This is a genomic window from Bradyrhizobium sp. 44 (assembly GCF_023073095.1).
Taxonomy (GTDB): domain Bacteria; phylum Pseudomonadota; class Alphaproteobacteria; order Rhizobiales; family Xanthobacteraceae; genus Bradyrhizobium.
Genome location: NZ_JADPIY010000010.1, coordinates 137,818 through 158,901 on the forward strand (window position 1 = coordinate 137,818; position 21,084 = coordinate 158,901).

At 58.4% G+C, this 21,084-nt stretch carries 19 protein-coding genes and 2 pseudogenes; 8 read left to right on the forward strand and 13 right to left on the reverse strand.

Features of this window, described 5'->3' with window-relative positions:
- Positions 1 to 652: 652 nt before the first annotated feature.
- The 3 genes from IVB41_RS09995 to IVB41_RS10005 form a co-directional block, all read right to left on the reverse strand.
- Positions 653 to 1,039 (reverse strand): hypothetical protein, encoded by a 387-nt coding sequence (locus IVB41_RS09995; protein ID WP_247430440.1) that lies wholly within the window; start codon positions 1,037 to 1,039, stop codon positions 653 to 655.
- Positions 1,040 to 1,216: 177 nt separating this feature from the next.
- Positions 1,217 to 1,546: a hypothetical protein gene (locus tag IVB41_RS10000; RefSeq protein ID WP_027567920.1), complete on the reverse strand. Its 330-nt coding sequence runs from the start codon at positions 1,544 to 1,546 to the stop codon at positions 1,217 to 1,219.
- Between the two features lie 595 nt (positions 1,547 to 2,141).
- Entirely contained in the window at positions 2,142 to 3,341 is a 1,200-nt protein-coding gene (locus IVB41_RS10005; RefSeq protein ID WP_247430443.1) for an ABC transporter substrate-binding protein, read from the reverse strand.
- 142 nt (positions 3,342 to 3,483) lie between these two features.
- Between IVB41_RS10005 and IVB41_RS10010 the strand changes: the two genes are divergently transcribed.
- The 4 genes and pseudogenes from IVB41_RS10010 to IVB41_RS10025 all read left to right on the forward strand — a co-directional run bounded on the left by IVB41_RS10010 (position 3,484) and on the right by IVB41_RS10025 (position 6,339).
- Entirely contained in the window at positions 3,484 to 4,524 is a 1,041-nt protein-coding gene (locus IVB41_RS10010) for a winged helix-turn-helix domain-containing protein (protein WP_247430446.1), read from the forward strand.
- A 1-nt stretch (position 4,525) separates the two neighbouring features.
- A pseudogene (locus IVB41_RS10015) lies at positions 4,526 to 4,585 on the forward strand (hypothetical protein); the annotation flags it as partial.
- Positions 4,586 to 4,648: 63 nt separating this feature from the next.
- Positions 4,649 to 5,080, forward strand: coding sequence for a hypothetical protein (locus IVB41_RS10020; protein WP_247430661.1), 432 nt, complete (start codon positions 4,649 to 4,651; stop codon positions 5,078 to 5,080).
- 338 nt (positions 5,081 to 5,418) lie between these two features.
- Positions 5,419 to 6,339, forward strand: a complete 921-nt coding sequence (locus IVB41_RS10025) for an SAM-dependent methyltransferase (RefSeq protein ID WP_247430449.1) — start codon at positions 5,419 to 5,421, stop codon at positions 6,337 to 6,339.
- A 172-nt stretch (positions 6,340 to 6,511) separates the two neighbouring features.
- On the opposite strand, the gene IVB41_RS10030 is transcribed toward IVB41_RS10025, so the two are convergent.
- The gene (locus IVB41_RS10030) at positions 6,512 to 8,020 is read right to left on the reverse strand and encodes a tetratricopeptide repeat protein (RefSeq protein WP_247430452.1); all 1,509 of its coding nucleotides are present in this window, start codon (positions 8,018 to 8,020) and stop codon (positions 6,512 to 6,514) included.
- A gap of 165 nt (positions 8,021 to 8,185) precedes the next feature.
- Entirely contained in the window at positions 8,186 to 8,845 is a 660-nt protein-coding gene (locus IVB41_RS10035) for an alpha/beta fold hydrolase (RefSeq protein ID WP_346770809.1), read from the reverse strand.
- A 488-nt stretch (positions 8,846 to 9,333) separates the two neighbouring features.
- Between IVB41_RS10035 and IVB41_RS10040 the strand changes: the two genes are divergently transcribed.
- Together IVB41_RS10040 and IVB41_RS10045 are read left to right on the forward strand one after the other, a co-directional pair.
- Complete coding sequence (locus IVB41_RS10040) at positions 9,334 to 9,534, forward strand: DUF6494 family protein (RefSeq protein ID WP_247430455.1); 201 nt, start codon at positions 9,334 to 9,336, stop codon at positions 9,532 to 9,534.
- A 64-nt stretch (positions 9,535 to 9,598) separates the two neighbouring features.
- Positions 9,599 to 9,754: pseudogene (locus IVB41_RS10045) on the forward strand (AraC family transcriptional regulator); the annotation flags it as partial.
- On the opposite strand, the gene IVB41_RS10050 reads toward IVB41_RS10045, so the two are convergent.
- The 8 genes from IVB41_RS10050 to IVB41_RS10085 form a co-directional block, all read right to left on the reverse strand.
- A complete protein-coding gene (locus IVB41_RS10050; RefSeq protein WP_247430458.1) occupies positions 9,755 to 10,948 on the reverse strand; it encodes an FAD-dependent monooxygenase in 1,194 nt (397 codons plus the stop codon).
- Positions 10,949 to 10,975: 27 nt separating this feature from the next.
- Positions 10,976 to 11,965: a tripartite tricarboxylate transporter substrate binding protein gene (locus IVB41_RS10055; protein WP_247430463.1), complete on the reverse strand. Its 990-nt coding sequence runs from the start codon at positions 11,963 to 11,965 to the stop codon at positions 10,976 to 10,978.
- A gap of 538 nt (positions 11,966 to 12,503) precedes the next feature.
- Complete coding sequence (locus IVB41_RS10060; protein WP_247430466.1) at positions 12,504 to 14,546, reverse strand: hypothetical protein; 2,043 nt, start codon at positions 14,544 to 14,546, stop codon at positions 12,504 to 12,506.
- Between the two features lie 726 nt (positions 14,547 to 15,272).
- Entirely contained in the window at positions 15,273 to 15,716 is a 444-nt protein-coding gene (locus IVB41_RS10065; RefSeq protein WP_027567923.1) for a DUF4399 domain-containing protein, read from the reverse strand.
- 17 nt (positions 15,717 to 15,733) lie between these two features.
- Positions 15,734 to 17,287 carry an SUMF1/EgtB/PvdO family nonheme iron enzyme gene (locus tag IVB41_RS10070; RefSeq protein ID WP_247430470.1) on the reverse strand — a complete coding sequence of 518 codons (1,554 nt, stop codon included), beginning with the start codon at positions 17,285 to 17,287 and terminating at the stop codon, positions 15,734 to 15,736.
- Positions 17,288 to 18,082: 795 nt separating this feature from the next.
- Entirely contained in the window at positions 18,083 to 18,517 is a 435-nt protein-coding gene (locus tag IVB41_RS10075) for a nuclear transport factor 2 family protein (protein ID WP_247430473.1), read from the reverse strand.
- A 29-nt stretch (positions 18,518 to 18,546) separates the two neighbouring features.
- A complete protein-coding gene (locus tag IVB41_RS10080; protein ID WP_197031148.1) occupies positions 18,547 to 18,705 on the reverse strand; it encodes a hypothetical protein in 159 nt (52 codons plus the stop codon).
- 421 nt (positions 18,706 to 19,126) lie between these two features.
- Complete coding sequence (locus IVB41_RS10085; protein ID WP_051462794.1) at positions 19,127 to 19,396, reverse strand: phasin family protein; 270 nt, start codon at positions 19,394 to 19,396, stop codon at positions 19,127 to 19,129.
- 794 nt (positions 19,397 to 20,190) lie between these two features.
- Between IVB41_RS10085 and IVB41_RS10090 the strand changes: the two genes are divergently transcribed.
- Both IVB41_RS10090 and IVB41_RS10095 read left to right on the forward strand, forming a co-directional pair.
- Positions 20,191 to 20,358, forward strand: coding sequence for a hypothetical protein (locus IVB41_RS10090; protein WP_155809755.1), 168 nt, complete (start codon positions 20,191 to 20,193; stop codon positions 20,356 to 20,358).
- A 321-nt stretch (positions 20,359 to 20,679) separates the two neighbouring features.
- Entirely contained in the window at positions 20,680 to 20,868 is a 189-nt protein-coding gene (locus tag IVB41_RS10095) for a hypothetical protein (RefSeq protein ID WP_247430477.1), read from the forward strand.
- Positions 20,869 to 21,084 lie beyond the last annotated feature (216 nt).

The window sequence follows — 21,084 nt, forward strand, 5'->3', positions numbered from 1 at the left end:
ATAAACTTGCTAACCGAGGCTCGAAAGTCCCGCTCTGGATTCGGACCATGCCGCAAAGACGGCCCGTCAGGCGCGCTCATGTACGTGCGGGTCATCTCATCCGATATGACGTGCTTCGACGAGGCCACCGAAACGCCGGCGTAGGTTCCTCTCGACTTGGGTTGTAGGGACGATAGCCCGAGAAAGAGCGCAACGATCCTCCAGAACGCGGATCAGGCCTTCCTCGATCGATGTTCACTCAACTCTGTCTGGATAATAGACGCTAACGCCAAGCCGCCCTCTGGCAGCAGGCGCATTGCCAGGTTGGTGAACACTCATGGCCTGTCGGCGCGCACTTTCAGAGGCCGACCACGCTTCTCGCTGCTGAGGCACCGTGCCTGGGCCTGGCCTGCGCAGCAGTTCTTCGGTGCAAGGCGCTGCGCTTCGCCGACCCCTACCGGGCAGCCAGGACCGCCTTCAAGACGTAATGCGATACCGCAGCCGTCTACAGCCCCAAATCCTCGTTGATGAGGCTAGAACCACGGGTAGAAGCCCTGCGTACTGGAGGTGCGTCGGGCCGCGCTGCGCTTCTTCAGTACGCCTAGTCCAACCGCAGCGGGCGATCCGATGCTCTACCGATCGCTTGCATGTGGGCCGCCCAGAATCTAAACGATCAGCCGCTCAACAGGCTCCTCATGCGATCCCGATCGATGACGGAGCAGTCAGGCGGCAGAGAGCAACCGTCCCATTCGGCTATTTTCGCGGCTATATAAGGCCGGGCGATGACATCTTGGGGCAGGGCGACGCACATTGCGATCTCAAGCACGCCGCGGAACACCTCTGCGTCGTACGTCGCGGCAACAAGGAGTTTTGCCATGATTGGATTTGATGGCGGTACCACTGTGCCGTCCTCCAGTGCGTTCATCTCTGCGATCCGCGCGCGGTCGGCAACGATCTGACTCCGATAGAACGGGGCGACTTCAAGCTCAGTCTTAGCGTCATAATCTCCGGCGAGCGCCGCGGGTTCGAAGAGGTTTCGGCGCACCAAATCGCGCAGCACCTGTGCGTGCAGAAGACCGACGCTCAGACCCCGTCCTGCGGATGGATTGGTACACGCCCATGCGTCGCCAACGGTCGCAAACCCCGTGATGACGGGGCGACTGTCGATGGCAAATCGGCGGTATCGATCAAGGACGCCTGCCAACACGTGAACAGGTGAGATCGGCTCTCCATCAAGTCAGTGAGCCTGCTGCGGGCACGCCGACACGACACGATGAAAAGTGGTCGCATCGCGCAGGGCTCGCATCCCCTTGTTCTTCGCTGAGGTGAACAAGGTGATTGACCACGTATCGTTGTCACCATGCAGCGTCAAAATGGAGAACTGCCCCATCGGCGTAAGGGTACGTTCCGTCCTGCGAGGTCGCTGGGAGCTTGAGAAATATCGCGTAAAGTAGACGAAGTTGCAGTCCTGCGCCTCCTCGGTTGGGCTCTGGCCACCCGCGTCGATGATCCATTCGCCGGGCCGGGCTCCGCCGTCCCATGGCGTCGACGACCAGATCGGCGACAATGCGCTCCCCGGACGTTGTGCTCACCCCGGCGACGTGCGGCACACCGGAGATGGCCGATGCGCCGGTAATCAAGCTTTGAACCTTAGCAGCCCGGCGGATGGTCACGTTTGGTGCGTTTTGTGCCAGCGCAGCGACCACCCATTCAATGACCGGCCTGCGTCCTGCAACGCAGCGCATGGCTTCATCGCCGGGACGCGGTGCCCTGTCCGTTATGGTCGGGGGGAGAGACTCACAATCGAGATTGTCCACCCAGACGCAACCAGCGCGAAGCAAGCCATCCGTGAGCCCGGGCATTTCAACGTCACTGATCATCCGGAAACGCGAATGGAGACTATGGGGCTGCCTGAATTGGGCAACGCCGGGGCGGTTCCAAGAATTCCAACCACCGATAGGAGTCTCTGGATGATCTGCCGGGTCGGCCTCCAGGACTGTGACGCGGTGACCGTCGCGTCCGAGCATCATTGCCGCGCACAATCCAATGGGGCCGCCGCCGCAAATGACGATCTTACTCATCTGTTCTCCCTTGGCTGTCCGAATGCGGACGATGCGCGACGTGGACTTCTTCTCTTGCCACCGAGCCGCGACGCTGAGCTGTCAGTTCCCATCGATCTCGTCGAGCAACAGCCATCGCGAACCGTCGAAGCGTGCCATCCTGGCTTTCTTCCATCCGACCCGGGCCGAGGGGGAAATGTTGATGGTTACGCCGGGTAGGAACATCGACAGTTGCAGGCCGCGAACGTTGGTTGCCTGATTGATGAGATTTTCGCGCGAGAGGTCGTCGCCGCAGTTCTTTAATATCTCGACGATCATCTGGGCGGTTGAGTACTCGAAGACCGAACTCTCGATGGCTTCATTCGGCGCCCACTCCTTCATGAACGCTCGATATTCATTCATGCCGTCATCGCCGTCCCATATCGAATCTTCCGGCGATTTCAGCCAGAGCGCCGTGACGGCACCGGTCGAAGCATCAAACCCCGCGGGACGCAGGACCGTGGATATGCTGCTGACGCCTGACAGCAGGACGTGCTGCACCTTCCAGCCGAGTTCATGGGACTTGCGGAGCGCCTGGGCGGCAAACCTTGCATTCGACGCATGAAACAACGTGTCCGCTCCCGAAGCCTTGAGGGTCGAGATCTGTGAATCGATAGTCGGCTCGGTGACGTCGTAGGCGGCCACTGCGACAATCATGGACGACGCCTTTGGTCCGAGCGCAGCCTTGAAGCTAGCAAGCTGTCCCTTTCCGAGGTCGTCGTTTTCATAAATGACGGCGACTTTTGCATGGGGACGAGCGCGCAGGATGTATTCGGCGTAGATTTTGGCTTCGACGGCCTGCGGCATCATGAACGTGGTCGTCCATGGCAGGTTTTCCGGATCGTCCAGCTTTGAGCTGCTCGCGAGAAGGAGGATTTGCGGCACCTTTCCGTTGTTGAGGTATTTGGCGACGGCAAGGTTGGTCGGCGTACCCATGGATCCGACGATCGCTAAGACGCCGTCGCTTTCCACCAGCCTGCGTACTTGCTCCACAGTCTTCGGCGGTGTGTAGGCGTCATCGAGCGATATCAGCGTCACTTTTCGGCCGTTGATTCCGCCGGATGCATTGATCTTCTTCAGGTACGCCGCTTCCACACGGCCGAAACTGCTCAAATTGGAAAGCGGTCCACTATACGGCAAGGTCTGGCCGATCTTGATCTCGGTCTCGGTGACGCCGGGGCCGTATCGCTTGTCCACTCCTGCAGCCGGAGAAAGGCTGAAGATTGAGATACTTAAACCGACAAAAATGGCTGGGCGGATCATGCTGCCTGCCTTTACGTGTTGCGATCATGGTCGGGGCGGATTGCTATCCCGCGCAGCAGGATGTTGTTGTACAATCGCCTTCGCGTCCCGAAATTAGGCCGATCGTCAGCCGATATTTTCCAAAACCGTGTTGCGAGGCATTTTGCACAAGCAACTGCAGCCTTCGATCGTCATCGGCGACAGGATCATGGACCTGGCTCGCGGATTGCTGCTCGATGACCGCGGAGAAATGGTGCCGCTGCGCCCTCAGGCCTGGGCGGTACTGCGGCTGCTTGCACAGCGTGTTGGTTCTCTCGTGCCCAAAAACGAGATATTGGACGAGGTCTGGTCGGACACCGAGGTTACTGAGGATTCGCTGGTCCAGGCAATCGGAGATATCCGGCAAGCCTTGGGAGACGCAGGGCGATCCGCCGTCAGGACCTTGCCTCGCCGCGGCTATATGCTGGTGGCGAATGGTGAGCCGGCCTGCAACGAAGTTCCGTCCGGCGTTGCGGCGTCGTCGAGGCTGGACGACATCGGTGCAGTCTCGGCAATTCCACACCTTTCTATCGTCGTTCTGCCATTTTCAAATATCGGGGGCGACCTCGATCAGGACTATTTCGTTGATGGCGTCACCGACAGTTTGACTACCGACCTGTCGCGAATAGCCGGAGCATTCGTTATCGGCCGCAGCACCGCTTTCACCTTCAAGGGCAGAGCGGTAGATGTGAGAGAAATCGGCCGTGAGCTTAATGTCCGTTACGCCTTGGAAGGATCGATCCAACGCGGCGGCAATCGGCTTCGCGTGAACGTTCAATTGACCGATACTGAAACAGGCGCGCAGGTGTGGTCCGACCGCTTCGACAAGCTCGCCGCCGACGTGCTTGACGTGCAGGACGAAATTGTATCCCGACTCGCCAATACACTGAACGCCGAGCTTATCGAGGCCGAGGCGCGCCGCGCAGCGCGGTCGCTTCGGCCGGACTCCATGGATCTCTACTTTCAAGGAAGAGCGTTCCAGAGCAAAGGGATCACACCTGCAGTCATGGCGCGGGCGCGCGATTTCTTTATGCGCGCCTTGGCGCTTGATCCAGAGAATATCGAGGCAGCGGTTGCCGCCGCTCACGTCGATCTGGCGATTGGATCATCCTCGATGGCAGAGGAACGCCTCATATTTTGCAACTGCGGAGCAAATCCTGAATGACGTGCTGCTGCGGGCGCCAAACCATCCCAGGGCCCATATGCTTCTTGGCGCCGTTCAGATCCGTACTAATCGTGCGACCGCGGGGATCGCTGAATGTCGGCAAGCGCTGGCGCTGGATCGGAATTTGGCTGACGCCCACGGATTCATTGGGCTTGGAATGCATGCGCTTGGACATGGCGCGGAAGTCGAGGGGCATATCAAGGAAGCGTTGCGACTGTCCCCCCGCGATACGCGTGCCTTCCTTTGGTTCATGATTGCGGGAATGGCCAAGCTGACGATTCACGCCGACACTGAGGCACTTGAATGGCTTCGCCAAAGTATCAAGGCCAATCCCAACTTTGCACTCGCCCAATTCCATTTGGCTGGTACGTTGGCGATGCAGGGAGACCTTAAGGAGGCACGATCGAGCGCAGCGGCTGGATTGGCCCTTGATCCCAACTTTACCATTCATCGGTACGATGTCAGTTCCGTTTTTCTGTCGGACAGCCGGACATGGCTTGCCATTCGGCAGCGTTTCAGCGAGGGAATGCGCTTAGCTGGAGTACCAAACAAGTGACCCCGCTCGCTCAGAGCGGAGACCTGCTTCGTGGATGCGCCAAGTGACGTCCGCTCTGGGCCAAAAAAAGCGTCGCCATGACCCTTTGGCCAAAACTTCCGGTCAATCTCGATGACCAGACGTACTCGTGACCGACCTCGTGGTCTGCCCATTTCCGGACTTGTGCAGTGCTCTAAATCGCATTTCCTTCTGAAGCCTTCAGTGCGGCTGGTGCGCAAGTTATTGCCGCTCTGTTCAGTCGATGGGCAGCTTTAATCATCGCGAATTCTAAGCTATCGTCCGTACGCGACAGATCGCCCTAGTATTCAGCGAGACAAGCCGTCCCAACAAGGATCGGGATGATGGAGTCATTGCCCAGCCGCACCGCACCGGCGACGTCGCTGATGAGAGCGCTGCATTCGCGGTTCGACCCGTCTCCCATCTTTGACGATCCCTGGGGTGATCGACTCGTTCTCGAAGCAGAACGTGAAAGGATGACTGAGCGGGTATTGGTCCGCATGGATAAAGACGCGCGTGCCCGTGCCCTGCAGAGACCCAATACAGTATTGGACGACTTCCTGCTGACCAATACCGCACTGCCAGGAGTGGTAATCCGCTCTCGCTATGCGGAGGACGCGCTGCGCGAGGCGACAATCAAGGGCATAAGTCAGTATGTCATTGTCGGCGCCGGCTTGGATAACTTCGCGCTTCGCCGCCCCGTTTTTTCCGAGGCCCTGACGATCTTCGAAATAGACCATCCGGCGACGCAAACGATGAAGGTCCAGCGTATCAAAGAATGCGGCATATCGCTTCCGCCGTCGGTGCATTTCATCGCCGCAGACCTGGCAAACGAGGATTTGGTGTCTGCTTTGGCTTGCTCGAGCTTCCGGAAAGACAAGAAAGCATTCTTCTCGTGGCTCGGCGTTTCGGTGTACCTGACGCGCCAAGCCAATCTGGCAACCTTGCGTGCAGTTGCAACTTGCGGTGCTCCGGGAAGCGAACTTGTATTCACGTATGTCGACGAAGCCGAGTTCGCCCCGAATACATCGCGATCACCACACAACGAGAATGCCGACGTGGTAGCGCAGATCGGCGAACCTTGGATGTCCGGGTTTCATCCCGATGAAATCGTCGACGATCTCTCCCGCGTTGGACTTGAGCTGGTTGAAAATCTAGACGGAAAGGCAATGTGGGAACGCTACCGGCGAGCAAACAGCACACTCGGACAGCCCCCCGCCAGCTTGCACATAGCCCTGGCGCGAGTGGGTAACGGAAATTAGCGAATACTGTCGAGCGCGGCACTGTGTCGGTTTCGGGGACAGGTGCTTGTTGAGGCGTCTGGGCCGTCAGCGACAGCGGACGTACCTAGGCTCAAGCGGTTTTCAGCTTAGGGCCAGAAGAGGCTGGCCGCGGAAGATATGCTCGTAGCAAGTTACGAAGATCCTGGCGACCTCATTGTTCGCGTACGCCAGCCTTTCTAAGTCCATCAAGGATGCTGTCGTACTCACGACGAAACTGTGCATTGCTCGAACGTGCATAGCCTATTTCACGGAACCATTGGATCGTGAAGTCCGGCAGGATTGCATCCAATTCGGTCTTCACTTGGGCGGTCATTTCAAGTTGGCCTGTGGCTCCATAAGCTGAGATCAGATCCACATACGGCATCCAGTATAATTTGTTCAAATTGATCGAGCGGCTGCATTCCTCAATGGCTTGTTTGTATTGCTGAACATGGACATGAGCATGGCACAGGAAGAAATGCCAGGTGCTACGCGCCGGATCTTTGGGGCTTAGGCGTAAAGCAATCTGAACGGGGTCGAATGATTCGTGTGCGCGCCCCGCTGTGACCAGTGCAATTCCTTTTGTTGCGTATGCAAGCGGCGAATTTGGGTCGGCTTCCAAAGCGGCGTCGAATTCAGATAACGCTCCCTCGGGATCTCCATAGAGTAAAATGTTTCCTTTGGTTATGTGCGCATTCGCGCTCGTCGGCCGCTTTGAAAGAACTTTATCAATTAAGCTGGTGGCGATCTTTTTGTCTTCAATCACGGACGTTGACCAGCCGCTGAGTATGCCGCTCGCTATGCACCACGCTTTACCGAGCATCGCATCAACGTGGTCCGGATCGAGATGCAGCGCGGCCTCAAACAAGTCCTTTGCCTCGGTGATCGTTACGTTGCCCTGAGGTCCATAGACTTTTGCCCACCCGCGCATCGTGAAATCCACGGCATCTGGATTCGCGGGTTGGTCCATCAAACTGCGACGACTTTCGGCCTGGATGAGTTCAACGTTGAGAGAGCGGGCAAGCCGCGCCGTCACCTGGTCCTGCAGGGCGGCAAGATTCATCCGATCGCCGTCAAAACGATCCGACCAGACGTCACGACCGGTCGAAAGGTCTGCAAGCGACACGTTCATCCGGACCCGATCTCCAGCCCGTTGCACGGCGCCCTGCACCGCCCATCGGATACCAAGGTCCTTGCCGAGCGTCTTGAGATCGACCTGCTTATTCCTATAGGTGAAAGCCGTCCCGCGTCCGATCACGAATGTATCGGGCATTTGCGCGAGGTCAGTCGTCAGATCGGTCGTAATGCCGTCGGCGAAATAGTCCTGCTCTGCATCGTTGTTGAGGTTTGCGAATGGCAGGACAACGAGCGACAAACGGGGAGCAATGTCGGGCCGGGCCGTAGCCTCTTTCTGCGTTTTCTGGCTTTCCGGAAAGACGTCTGTGCGTAACGTCTTCCAAACAGTCCAGTAGCCGACGAGGCCACCCGCGATAGCACCCACGGCCGCAATTGAGGCGAGCGCGCCGCCGATCAACTGCAATCGTGCCCGCAAGCGGATCCTTAAGCTCCGATCAGATGGCGGCTTCCCCGGTCGCTCCTCATCGGGTTCTGTTTCTTCCGGCTGCCTATTGTCGGATGGCGGCTTGCCAGATGGATCGTTGGAGACCTCCCAGTTTGTCACAGCTGCCTCCCACACTGGCCATATGTCCGGATTTTTAACCGTAGCAGAATTGCACGACTTCAGGTTGGGTCAGGGCCTATGACTCATTCGCGTTCTTTTAAGTTGCCGCTCTACAGCTGCCTAAGGCTGGGTTTGCGATTGCCGACGACCCGTGCAACACGGACCTTACGTGGGCTGCGACGCGATCGTTTGAAGTACCTGTGTGAGAGCTGCGGGAGCGGTTATGTGCGCCGAATGGCTGGCGTCGAGTTCGTAGTAACGCCAATTACGATCGCTTTTCGCGCGCTCGGCAAATGGTCGGAAAGGGTCCGAAGGAGCTACGCGCGTGAGATAGATGTAGCTACGCGGCAAGGACAGCTCCCCACCGTGCATCTTCAGCGGCTGCTCGAAGCATTTGATGGATTGGGGCAACCGGCGTTTCACGTCGGCATCCGATGTGTCAGGCGGAATGGGATTCGATGGCACCCGCCAGCCATCGCCCGCCTTTGCGAGCTCCTTCATGCGCTGCCGTGCCATCGGGGGCCCGGCATCCATCAGAGACTGTCCATCCGTTGGCACAAATGCGTCCAGATAAACCAATCGGGTGATACGGTCTCGCGCCCGGTCCGCGACCCCCGTCGCGACTATGCCACCGTAGCTGTGGCCGACTAGCACAATGTCGCGCAAGTCTTCGTATTTGATGACCGCCAGAATGTCCTGAATATGGGTTTCGAGATCGTTTGATGGGCTGCTAGGTGCTCCCGCTCGCCAAGACCTGTGTAGGTCGGAGTGACCAAACGATGGCCGCCGGCGGCCATTAGCGGATGCATCTTCTTCCACGACCATCCCGCAGACCACGCACCTGTACAGACTAAAAATGTTGTTCCAGAAGTCTGCGCAATGGACGGCGATGCCGTTGCAACAAGGGCGATGCTCGCGACGGCTGCTTCCAAGAATTCTCGACGTTTCATCGTCTTCCTCCGTGCAACGAAGTTTTCCGGTAGTGAAGATAGTATCGTCAGTTCAGTTCGTGACGGGCGGCTAACCTGTGAACATTCCAATGTCCGAAACTAACCAACTATGAAAACCCGGGTGGTTCGCCTTACACTTAACACGTGCAAGCCTATCGCGTAACGCCCTTTTGGTGTCGTGCCAGCGTTCGATCTCGCGCTTCGTTGTGCTGTACCGCGTCGTGACCGGCTTCTTGTTTGCAACCTTCTCGCATTCAGGCAATCAAATCGAGGGGAAGTCGGCGGTGACGCGAGTTGGGTCTCTAATCTTTGGTCTTGGCGCGCGTCGTGGTAGACTTGGCCCGTCAGACCAGGAGAACAGCCATGACCGCCGAGTTCGATGAAGACCGCTTCAATATGGCTATCCGTAAATTTCTGAAGCATGTCGGAGTTACGTCGCAGCGTGAAATTGAGAACCTCGTGCGTAGCGGGGCAGTGGAAGCTGGCGAGCTCAAACTACGAATGACCTTGTCCGCTGAGGGAACGCCGCTGAAACATGTAATTGAGGAAATAATCGCACTTTGACGATATCCCGGGCGCCCGTGATTGCCATTCGCTTGGCAGGCGCTGGCGCCAGGTTCTGAAGAGCAAAAGTCGAGCTGATTTGATTTATGTGCGCGATGGGTGGCTGATCACCGCGGCGGGTGTGACTGCGGGAACAGATTTGGGTTTGGCGCTGGTCGGGCAGCGGCATGGCGCGGAAACGACGCTCAAAGTCGCCAAGCGACTGGTCGCATCGCAGCAATCAGCGATGAGCTGGCGAATCTTTACTATGCGCGCGCTGGCCAATGGCGGCGTTCTCAACATCATAACCGAACAGCCATCTGCGGAATGCGGCGGAGTTTGCGACTTCGCGATCGCGTTGCCCGAGGTCTTCATATTTCGAATCAAAACGCAGTCCGTTTTTCCGTGCCTCCGCCTGAATGACGTCAGTCCGGACGCGACGCATTGTTTCGTACTGCGGTAAGATGGCCGGCACCTCGGCCGGATCTCGTCCCTCGAGAAGGACAGCGAGAGCGATGCCGTCTTCGATTGCCTGGTTGCCGCCCTGCCCCAGATGCGGAAGCATGGCGTGGGCAGCGTCACCCAACAGCGCGAGCCGCCCGTTCGTCCACGATTGCAGGGGCTTGCGGTCATACAAGCCCCACAAAAAGCGGCTCTCCACCGCTGCGAGCAGTCTCACGACAGGTGCATCCCATCCGATGAAGGACGACGCAAGCTCGTCGCGGTCTCCGATGGCGGACCAAGATTCGGCCTTGGCGTCGGAGGTTGGGACGAACCCGACATAGTTCAGCAGCCGGCCGGCGCGCACCGGAAATACAATGAAGTGCTTCCCGTCCCCCATCCAAACCTGATGAGCTGCCTCTCGCCATCCCGGAAGTTTGTCGCTGGCAATCAAGCCGCGATAGGAGCGGACCCCGGAATATTCGGGTGGCGTCGGCTCGACCACATACTTCTGTAAGGCAGAATGTATGCCGTCGGCAGCGATCACGACGTCGGCTTCGACGGTTTCCCCATTCGCGAATTTCAATCGCGCTGCGGTCGCGCCCTGCTCGAAGCCGACGCAGCGATAGCCGACTTGGATGGCTTCTCCGGGAATGCTTGCCGCGAGCACATTCAGCAAATCGGCTCTGTGCATGCCATACATGCCATTCCAGCCGCTGGAGTCAGTCGTGACGACAGAGCCAACCCTAGTACCGTCGGAGCGGCAGTATTGTGATGCATCGCCGATCTTGGCACCGACCTTGGCCAGAGCCGGTCCCAGCCCCATTCGCTCGAGTTGCCGCAGCGCGTTGGGAAAGATCGACAGGCCGGCACCGATCTCGGCCAGCACATCGGATTGCTCGAAAACCATGACGTCGATGCCCCTTCGACGCAGGGCGCATGCCGCGGAAAGACCGCCTATTCCTCCGCCGACGATGGCGGCCCGAAGCTTCATTTGAACCTCCCTTTTCGTGACGCCGCACTATCTTGCGACATTTTTCAAATCGACGATGCGGCTGATCTGCTCGATGCGCGTTCGCTGCCGTTCAATGGCCGCCGAAAATTCAGTGGGCGTGCCGCCGAGGACTTGCGCGCCACTTGCCTCAATTCGAGAGCGGACCAAGGGATCGGCGGCCACCGCCTTCACGTCCGCGGAAATCCGGTCGCGCAACGCCGGCGGCATGTCGCGCCAGCCGAACAGGCCTGCAAGACCCTCGATTTCCATTTCAGGAAACCCGGATTCAGCGACGGTCGGTACGTCGGGCAAGCTTGGTTGGCGTTCGGGACTTGTGACGGCCAGTATCCGCGCCTTGCCCGCAAGGACAGGAGCTCTCACCGACAGCAGGGCGTGGGAAAGAATTTGCACGCGTCCCTCGCCAAAATCCGCCTGCTGGGCCGAGGCATCCCGATAGGGGATGTAGATCTGCTTGAGCCCGTGCCGCGCCAGCATTGTCGCGAACACGAAGTGTGGCAGGCTCGGACCCGAACTCCACGACAATTCACCGGGCTTCGCTCGGGCCAGTTCCGCCAGCTCCCGTAGCGAGCGCACTGGGAGGCGGTCGTGAACCGCGATGACCAGGATCGAACTAGCTGTCGAGGCGATCGGTACCATGTCCCGGGACGGATCGTAGGGAAGCGAGTCCTGCAATAGCGGGCTCACGGTGACCATCGAGGCGGTCCCATAGAGAAGGGTGTGATCGTCCCTGGCGTTTGCAAACGCGCCGCCTCCGACTACGGCATCGGCGCCGGGCCGGTTCTCGACGATGACCGGCTTGCCCCAACGCCTGGTCAAACCGTCGGCATAGAGACGCGCGCTTGCATCGTTGGCGGAGCCTGCGGCAAACGGGACAATGATCTTCACATTGCGCACTGGCCAGGCGTCGTCTCCATGGCAGGTGGATACAGTCGCCCAGGTGGCCCCGGCAAGAAACGTCGCGACGCAGACGACATTTCGAAGGTCTCGCAACCCCACTAGCTTCTCCCGGTCGGCCTTGAAGGAGAATTTCGAAAAGTGTCTTCAAACACGATGTTGCCAGGACTTGGATGGCACCGCGTTCGCGACTAAACCGCTCCCAGTAGACCATGGCCGGGCGTCACTGTCCTGAAATTATGATGAAGTTTGGCTGAGATTCCGGCTCCACGGAGCTCATCACCGTTCCGGAGCCGGGCCGCTTGTTTTTAGTCTGGTGGCCCTTGCGCGGCGAAGCTGCAGTAAGTCGGCACCCATTTCTGAAACTCTGCAACCACCGCGAGTCTCGCTGCAACCCGCGCGCTGAGGACACTTACTCAGTCAGAACAGAATTATCGACGTCAAAGACGGATACGGAAAAGCTTGCTTCACCCATCCCGAGCCGAGACTTCTGCCAAGCCGTCAAGACCGGAGCAGTTACAGGCCGCAAAGGTAACATGATCATCACGCGGGCGAGGCGTTACGCCTCGCCCGCGTGATCGGTACAATTAGCCGCGCAGTTCGAGAGCTTGTCGGCTGCTGAGCGGCGGCAGCTCCGGGTCTAGGCCGGATAAAATCCATCACCGTATCCACACACCTGGACGGGACGGAATCCTCGCCGGGACAGATCGTCGAAGGCTTGTTGATATGCCACGCCATCGAGACCGTGCCGTGCTTGCCATTCGCCCGGCTGGTCCTTGTGCCAAATTGCAGCGTAGCGAGCGATCCCTGTGTCACTATACCCGCTCACAGAAACCAGACGGAAACCTGCGGCGTTCTGGTCATCAAAAGCCTTTTGGTATTCACTCGCCGTCAACCCGTGCCGACCAACCCATTCCAGGCCAGGGCGCCGTTCCCAGATCGCTGCGAAACGTACATCAACATTGACCCGGAAACCGCAAACTTGCACGGGCGCGAAGCCGTCGGCGGCCATCTGGTCGAAGGTCTGCTGGTATTGGCTCCGCGACATCCCGTGCCGCGCTTCCCAATCAGAAGATGTCCGCTGTTCCCAGATCGCGGCGTACCGGGCCTGTCCGTTCTCGGCGTAACCGCTGACGCAAACGAGTTGGTAGCCTTTTGCCACGAGATCATCGAATGTCGATTGGTACTGGTCGTTAGTCAGGCCGTGGCGCGCCTGCCATGCGGGGCCATCGCGCAGTTGCCAGACAGCATTGAGCCGGGAGCCCGTCCCCTCGCTGTATCCGCATACATTGGTCAGCCGGTATCCTTCTCTGACCAGCAAATCAAAAATCGATTGATAGGCCTCTGGGGTGATCCCGTGCCGTGCTTGCCATGCCGATCCGTCACCCTTGTCGAACAGAGCTGCGAAGCGTGTGTTGAAGCGGGAGAGTGCGGCAGACTCTTGTCCGGCCTGCCCAGCCGCGTTGTAGATGTCGGAAAAGTTTAGGTCGGCGTCGATCTGCCAGCCGCTCAGTGTTCCAATGGAAACTGGGGCGGTTGTCGGCGCAATAAACATACGCAGATGAGCGCCCCCGTTTAGAAATAGTCCGTTCACGTCGTGAGGCCCATCGCTCAAGTACGCCGTCCCAAGCTTCGTCGGCGTCCCCGGATTGGCAAAATCCTCAGACCTCCGCAGGATAAGCCGAAACGAGGAGTTCCCCACGTTTGCATGCCAGTTGCCAAGCCAACAAGCCTCGCTCTGCACAAACGTTGGATCGACGACGTCCGTGATGTACCAGCCCGAATTAATCTGCCAGTTCGGATCGTTGTTGTAGGCGATCTCGATGAATTTGCCTTCGCCCCAGTGGTTCTTAGCGAAGAACACCTGTCGATTGCGATCGAAGCCGATCAGCAAAAGCACGTGACCTCCGATGTTCGGGGTCTTGTGGAAGACATCGCAGATTACTTCGCGGTCCGCGAGGATGGTATTCTCCAGCGCGATGATGCTCGGGTTGTTGCCAAGAGACCCCCAACCCGCCGCTCTGTAGCGAGCGTTCACCCGCGCCAGGAGCGGAATGTGTTGTTCACAGAATTCAACGGCGTCGTAGTCCTCTTGGCTCGCCAGTGCTTCCATGCCGGCAAATCCCAACACGGGTAAGATGTTCAACAACGTCTGCTGATTTTGTAAGTATGGAGCCGCATCCTCTGGAGGCGCGGCGTTCTCTGAGATCTTCTCCGCGATATCGCCGCTGCCCTGGAATCCAGTCAGACTGGAGTTGTTCTCTACCGGCCGCGCTGCCGCCCCCGCGCTGTCTCGGTTCAAAGCAAACGCTTTGCCCATATGAAAGATGTATTCTTCGGATACATCGATGAGCAGACCATACTTGCGTCGATATGCCGCCTCCAAAGCCGCGGCACCCGCAAAAGCCCAGCATGTACCGCGGTCATTCTGGAGCTTGAATCCCGATTGCCATTGCGCCAACGAATAGACGCCGCTGACGGGCTCCCGGAGCGCTCGCGGTCCAAGCACATCCACGCGTCCAAACTTCGTAGAGGCTCGCAAGCCTTCGGCCAACGCCCTAGCATAGGCATGTTTGTCCAAAACCGGTGACGGAGTGACCCTGACGTGCTCCGGTTTTGTGGTCGAGTGCGGGTGATAGTGTTCTCTGAGAAGCTCTGCTGTCTGGGATGAATAGTGAAGCATGATACCTCCGACGGTGTTGTCGATGTGGTGGTTTCATCTATCCTTTGTCCCCTAAAGTTGAATACGCCCGGACGCGCGGAGCGCGTGTGAACTCGCTCACATCGGCAAATGAATATACGAGTTGGTTTGCACCTAGAGATTGGCGCTTGGCCGATTGTCATTAGTGGCGGCCCAAGCCTGGTTTCAGCGAGCGTCTCGGATCTAAATCGATAGGTCCGCTGGAAAGCGTGGAAGCTCCAGGTCGATCAGCTTCTGCGACGCTTGGCCAAGAGCGCTCTTTTCACGATGCGTACACCGCCGATGACAATGACGTATGCGACAGACCGTTATTTGGGTAAGACGTTTCAAGAACAGGAGTGGTGTTGGTGCGGCTAGTAAGCCGTAGAACGAACCAAGCTTGCTCGCGGTGCCGCTTGGAAAGCTTGGTGCGTTGATGCAGCGCGCAAAAGCGAAAACCCCGCGGGGGGAAGCGGGGCTTTCTGGTGGGGGTGAAGCTTAGGGAAGCTTCAATTATAAGACGCTGGCATCGCGAAAAAGGTTCAAAGCTCTTAAAGCGAACCACGCCAATATCGCCATGATCGGGGTGACTGCCAGGCCGAAAAGCACCAAGGGTGCGGTTCATTGCCAGTCCTGTCGCTCGAAGCTGATCTCCTTAAAAGTATACGCATCGCAGCAGCGGCGGCCAGTGGCGGCAATGGTGGAATGACACCTGACCCTGCTTGCGATTTACTTCGCCGTCACGGGCTGCCTGACCCGTATCGTGATCTTCTCCGAAACAATGGGCGGCTCGAACGGATAATGCTTGGCATCGCCTAGCACGAGCTGAAGCGTGTGCGTCCCGGGCGGAAGTTCGAGCAGCGTTTCGGTTTGTCCCGCCCCGAAATGCAGATGCGACTTGTCCTGGAGGATCGGCTCCTTTGGATCGATGGGGTCGTTGACGTCAATCAGCAAATGATGATGTCCGGCGTTCTGATACTCGTCGCCGGCATGGGTCACTCCCATGTTGCGCAAGCCGAACCGGATCCAGAATCCGCCGCGGACCTTCTGCCCGTCGTGCGGGGTGATGAAATACAGCTTTGCGTCCTTGGGAGCTGCCTTGCCTTGCGAGAAGGCTGCCGCCGGGAGCAATGCGAGCGCCGCCGCCAGCGCGACGCAACGAAGGACCTGCATCAAACCAACTCCTACACTCAAGGACTGAGCGCCACGCGGAATCCGTGCGTCGGATAACGAACATTGGTGTCGTAGCCATCGCGGTTGGGCGGCCGCACATATCTCGAATCGTTCTTCCAGGAGCCCGAGCGCAGGACATGAGCGCTGCAGTCCCCGCTGCTCCATGCCGAGCCGTCGCCGGGCGCGCCCTGATAGGTCTTGTGCCAGCAGTCCTCGACCCACTGATCGACACCGCCGCCCATGTCGTGGAGCCCGAACGGATTCGGCCTGAAGCTGCCGACCTTCGCCGGCTGCTCGACCGCGAGATCACCGCAATCCTTGCAACCGGCCATGCCCGGCTGGAGCTTGTCGCCCCACCAATATTTGGTCTGCGTTCCGCCCCGCGCGGCATATTCCCATTCGGCTTCGCTCGGAAGCCGATAAGTCTTCTTCGTCGCCTGGGCGAGATAGGCCGCATATTGCTGCGCGTCGGTCCAGCTCACATTGCTGACCGGCGCATCGTCCTTGCCGATGGCCGTGAAGCCGCACGCCTTTGCAGCGGCGCAATCGTTCCATTCCTGCACGGTCACCGGATATTTGCCGATCGAGAACGGCTTGACAGTCACCTGATGGACAGGACGCTCGGTCGGGTCGTCGTTGCTTCCCATCGTAAAGCTGCCGCCGCGAACGGCGACCATCTCGGGTTCGCGGACGGGAACTGTCGATGGACTTGGCAGCGGAGCGGGCGAGGGAGGCGACGAAGCCGAGGAGGGAGAAGGCTGCGGCCTTTGCGCGACGCCCTCGCGCGGCGGCGGCTGCGGGCTTGGCGATGCGGCAGGGGAAGTGTTAGGAGAAGCGTTAGGAGAAGCGGCGGGCAGGGCGGCATGCTCGCTCACCTTGCCCGGCGCCTGCGTCAGCAGGTACCACAGCACGCCGGTGGCAATGACCAGCAGCGTGAGGCTCAGGAGGAAGATCAAGATATTCTCGCGCCGGCCCTTGGTCTTGCCGACTGCATCTGCATCCGGCAGCACGCGATAGACGCGCACGGGATCGGTGATGTTCTTGACCTTCCGGTCCCCGAGTGACTCGTAGCCGCACACCACCTTGTGCTTGATCTGCTCGTAGATCGCGCCCGAGATGTAGACCTGACCAGGCTCGGCGATGCCCTCGATACGTGAGGCGATGTTGACGCCGTCGCCGTAGATATCGTCCGACTCAACGATGACGTCGCCCAGATTGACGCCAATCCGGTACTCGATCCGCGTATCCTTCGGAAGCGAGGCGTTGCGCCCGATCAGGTTCTGCTGGATGACGATGCTGCATCGCACGGCCTCGACCGGACTGTCGAAAATCGCGATGAAGCCATCGCCCGTCGTCTTCACCAGGCTCCCATGGTGCTCAACGATGCTGGGCTGGATCAGATCCCGCTCGATCCGCTTGACGCGGACGTGCGTGCCCTCTTCGTCGGCCTGCATCAGGCGGCTGTAGGAAGCGATGTCACCGACAATGATCGCTGCCAGACGGCGAGGCCCGACGCCGTGTGAAGGGGGGTCACCGTTGTTCCCGGATCGGAAGTTGCGAATTTCGCCCATAGCGGACCCACAAAACTGGCGAACGCGACGCAGCATACGATCCCCAAAAGGATCGAGCTCCTAAAAATATCACATCGATGAACGCAGACAATATCGAAGCACTCGTCTGTATCGCGTTGCCGATCGAAATGCCATCCCAGATTACCTGCCGGCCGTCGGACGCGGTCTCGCCGCCGATGACTATCTTGCGTACGTATTGGGCGCCGCGACCAGGGGGCGGCGTGAGAGCATGTCAGCGGCGCAGAGACGATTGGGCTGCTAGCAGCCGGTCCCAGAACATTCCGATAACCTTTCGGCATTGCATGGAATGCGCAGGTACTAGTTTCACTTTGAAGGAAGTCGCCCCCATACTAACCATACGGGCGAACTCCTCAAGACGACGAGGCTGCCTGGGAGCGGCCCTTCGGCTTGCCCGTGACGTTGAGCATGGGCTACGACCGGTGAAAGTTGAAGACTTCGCGTCGTCAGTGAGACGGGACCAGTGTTCATCGTGACGATGACGCAAAGCGCTGCTAGGGACCAGGATCATTGGCGCCCGAGCATCATCTGCGTGCTCATGCCAACCCCACCAGGCGCAATTATGAGACCCCCGCCGCCGCGGTGGGATGACTGCGGCATCCGACAAGAGTGCCGTCGTTCACCGGGTTCGCGAGCGGAGGAACGCTCTTATAGGCGGAGTTGCCTATCAGGAGCGCGATCCGGCGTTCGGCGTGAACTGAGCCGCAAGTTTGCACAGCTAGAAGAACAATGCCAACCAGCGCAGCACGCCGATCTCCGCCTCATGATAAGGCTTCATCACTGCCCAGGAGCAGCAATGGTCACGGTCTCTTCCATGATCTTCGCCACGCTACCGTCTCGGACCACGATTGCGGTATAGTAGCCGTGTAGAGGTTGGTCGCCGAGCTTGGCCTGCCACTCGCCAGCATTGAACACGAAGTTGCCGAAAGACCGCGACACGTTGCGCTCGACCGAGTAGTCGTGCAGGTCCAAGTTGACGACATCCTGCAGGTTACGGCGAATCGCTTCTCGGCCTACGAAGATACCGCTTGGCGTCACCCGAATAGCGTCGTTGGTAAAAGCTGCAGCCATGGCATCGACGTCTTTGCGATTGTATGCCTCGGCGAAATCCTTCTGCAGGTCGGCATACTGGTCGGCCGTAGTCTGCTGAGCGGCGGCAACATAGCAAGCCGACATCAATAAGAATGCGGCAAGTACGATCGTACGCACCATCGGGGTTCGCCTTCGTCAGGACGATTCGGTCAGAACCACTCGCCCGGCATGTACTTGTCGGCAACAATAATGCTCACAGACACGAGCAAGCCGCCAAAACAGAATAGAGATACCGATAAGAACGCCTCGAAGTCAGCAATCGTCTCGACCGACGCCTTGGGAAAAATACGGGTAGTCAATGCCGCCATGTTGCCCTCCAATTTGTTCTATCGCGGCTGAGCCAAAACTCGCGCTCAGCCCATCACGGCGCGGAGTCAGCGCCTATTTTACAGCATCGATCCGCAGCATCTCGTCGAGGCGAGCCTGGCAGTACTCTTCATAGAGTGCGTTGATGATCGTCCACATGACGTGAGGTCCCCTATCCACCTGATGAAGGCTAGTGCCGTTCTGTTTCAGGATCGCTTCGTGGGACCTGCCATATGGTTTCGAGCTGACGGCCTTCGCGCATCTTGCAGCGCACAGATTTCGCGGACAAAGCGTGTCACAATCGAAGTGCTACGGCGCGAAATCCTTACTTGCGTTAGTAATCCAAGCACCGTCGTTGGCCGCCGGGGCCTGATGCAGCTTATCGCTGCTTCTTCAATGCGTCGGAGTGGCCGAGCGATGCGGTCACTTGGGCAGAAAGCTTGAGGTGATCGGCTTGAAGGCTTCCTGCGCAAAAGTCCTGTAAAGCTCGCCGATCTTGGTCGCTTCAGCGAAGAACGTCTCTTGTGCAGACTTGGCGTATTCGGTTGTCAATTCGGTGAACTTGTCGGGGGACTTCACGGCTGCAAGCTTCTCGAAATAGGCCTTGCTGGCCTCGAACGACGATTTCGCGAAATCGGTCTGGGCGGTTGTAATAGCGGTAAGATGCTGCTGAATGTTGGAAAAATCGGTCATGTTAAATGGTCCTTGGTCGATCAGTCCCGGAGGAGATCTCCGATCCAATTGATCACGGTGTCTTATGAAGGTGAGGATGCCTAAAAAGCAAGCATAGTTGGTGCACCGCAGCAATGACAGTTCGTAGACTGTAGTCTTACGGAGTTCACATTTGAAGATGGACGGCTTCGAGTCACAGGCTGCCTCTAACGGCCTAATGGCCCTTCCGGTTGGCGTTTGAGGCTCCGCCGTCCTTGTGGGCTAGCTGCTCAAGAAGCAGGAGAATTGCGCGGCGCGTGCCGCGACTCTTGATCTCTTTGAACGCTTTGATCAGGCGAAGCGTGTCGCGATCGATCTTTGGGAATTCCATGGTCGCCCCGGCAAAGGCCGCAGCAGAGAGATCCTGCTGCGGCCCCGCGCGGTCAAAAATCCGGGTGGAAAGATCTAAGTGAAATATGGAGCCAGCCCCGGTGAACCGATCATACCGGGCCGTCGGGCAAGGGAAATATGATCTAAATCACAAACCGCATTAGTGATCAACCTGAACCATCCATGCGGAGGGAGAGCGCCGCCGAGGCTGGCTAGCTGGCGGGCTCTCACCCCGAGCACAAGGCCGCGTATGTCCCCCACGGCCCCATCCCAAGCAACAAGCTACGCAGTCGCCGCTAACAAACTGTAAACCTAGTTGCGTTCATATTCGTCGGTCGCAATGGTGAACTCGCTGCGACCTTCGGCCGGAAGCCCGCTAGATAACGCACCTGGCGGGCTTTCTTCCTATCTGAAACCAATCCGATGATCCATCAAGCATCGCGTGGATGAAGAGAAACGACAAACCCAAAGAATGGACCGATGCAGAGGTGCAACTTCTGCTCGCGCTGTCGCGCGAAGGCGCCGGCGCGGTACAGATTGCGAGTGCGTTGGATAGATACATTTCATCAGTGAAGCGTGTGGCGGAAAACTTCGGCCTCCAACTGCGGGGTTAAGGGCTGCCGGTCATGCGGGCCGGCCTAGCACTCCCGGCGCTCTAATCCGCAATTGGATCGGCTGCCGGGAGCATTGGGGGCTGGAAGCCATGCGATGCCACGTTACCCCTATATCGACAATGCGTACAAAACCGGAATCCGGTAGTTGTCCGGAGTCCATTTTCGGAACGGGGTGTTCTACTGTGAGAACACCGGCGCGATTTAAATACCAACAAATTTCAAGTTGCCCGGGAATGCCGCAGTGGGGCTGGAACCACGCTGCGGCTTTTCCGTGAGAAATAGACTTCCGCGCGCATCGAAATTTTTCGTCAGACGACATTCTTGCGTAGCAATTTGATCCCGAAGTTTATCTGGAGCGCGGGCGCGCAGTTGGATATGGGCAAGATCGGATTTGCAATCATCTTCGCTGCGATTGCGGCATATGCAGTGGATTATCGCTGGAACGATGGCCGCTATACACGAAGCACAGCTACGGTGCTTCGCGATGTGCAGCATGCGATAGGTTGGTGACCCTCAGGGGCAGCCGTGATCATTGATCCTGTTCAGCTTGCGTCGGCCTCTGTGGTTCTAGTGCCCGTTCAACGCCCGCATGAGACCGATGCGGGCAAACATGGTCGGGTTCCACCTTCCGCGACCAAAATCAACGGTCCATCGCGGCTTGCCACTCCGGCGCCTGATGCTCCTCTTCGGCAAAGCACTGATGTACTCGTCGGCGTCAAGCAGCGT

Excerpts from the sequence above, each read along its gene's own strand:
- IVB41_RS10070 (WP_247430470.1), bottom strand. The coding sequence starts at position 17,287 with ATGGGCGAAATTCGCAACTTCCGATCCGGGAACAACGGTGACCCCCCT.
- IVB41_RS10040 (WP_247430455.1), top strand. The coding sequence starts at position 9,334 with ATGACCGCCGAGTTCGATGAAGACCGCTTCAATATGGCTATCCGTAAA.
- IVB41_RS10035 (WP_346770809.1), bottom strand. The coding sequence starts at position 8,845 with ATGGTCGTGGAAGAAGATGCATCCGCTAATGGCCGCCGGCGGCCATCG.
- IVB41_RS10075 (WP_247430473.1), bottom strand. The coding sequence starts at position 18,517 with ATGGTGCGTACGATCGTACTTGCCGCATTCTTATTGATGTCGGCTTGC.
- IVB41_RS10065 (WP_027567923.1), bottom strand. The coding sequence starts at position 15,716 with ATGCAGGTCCTTCGTTGCGTCGCGCTGGCGGCGGCGCTCGCATTGCTC.
- IVB41_RS10005 (WP_247430443.1), bottom strand. The coding sequence starts at position 3,341 with ATGATCCGCCCAGCCATTTTTGTCGGTTTAAGTATCTCAATCTTCAGC.
- IVB41_RS10080 (WP_197031148.1), bottom strand. The coding sequence starts at position 18,705 with ATGGCGGCATTGACTACCCGTATTTTTCCCAAGGCGTCGGTCGAGACG.
- IVB41_RS10085 (WP_051462794.1), bottom strand. The coding sequence starts at position 19,396 with ATGACCGATTTTTCCAACATTCAGCAGCATCTTACCGCTATTACAACC.
- IVB41_RS10025 (WP_247430449.1), top strand. The coding sequence starts at position 5,419 with ATGATGGAGTCATTGCCCAGCCGCACCGCACCGGCGACGTCGCTGATG.
- IVB41_RS10060 (WP_247430466.1), bottom strand. The coding sequence starts at position 14,546 with ATGCTTCACTATTCATCCCAGACAGCAGAGCTTCTCAGAGAACACTAT.
- IVB41_RS10090 (WP_155809755.1), top strand. The coding sequence starts at position 20,191 with ATGAAGAGAAACGACAAACCCAAAGAATGGACCGATGCAGAGGTGCAA.
- IVB41_RS10050 (WP_247430458.1), bottom strand. The coding sequence starts at position 10,948 with ATGAAGCTTCGGGCCGCCATCGTCGGCGGAGGAATAGGCGGTCTTTCC.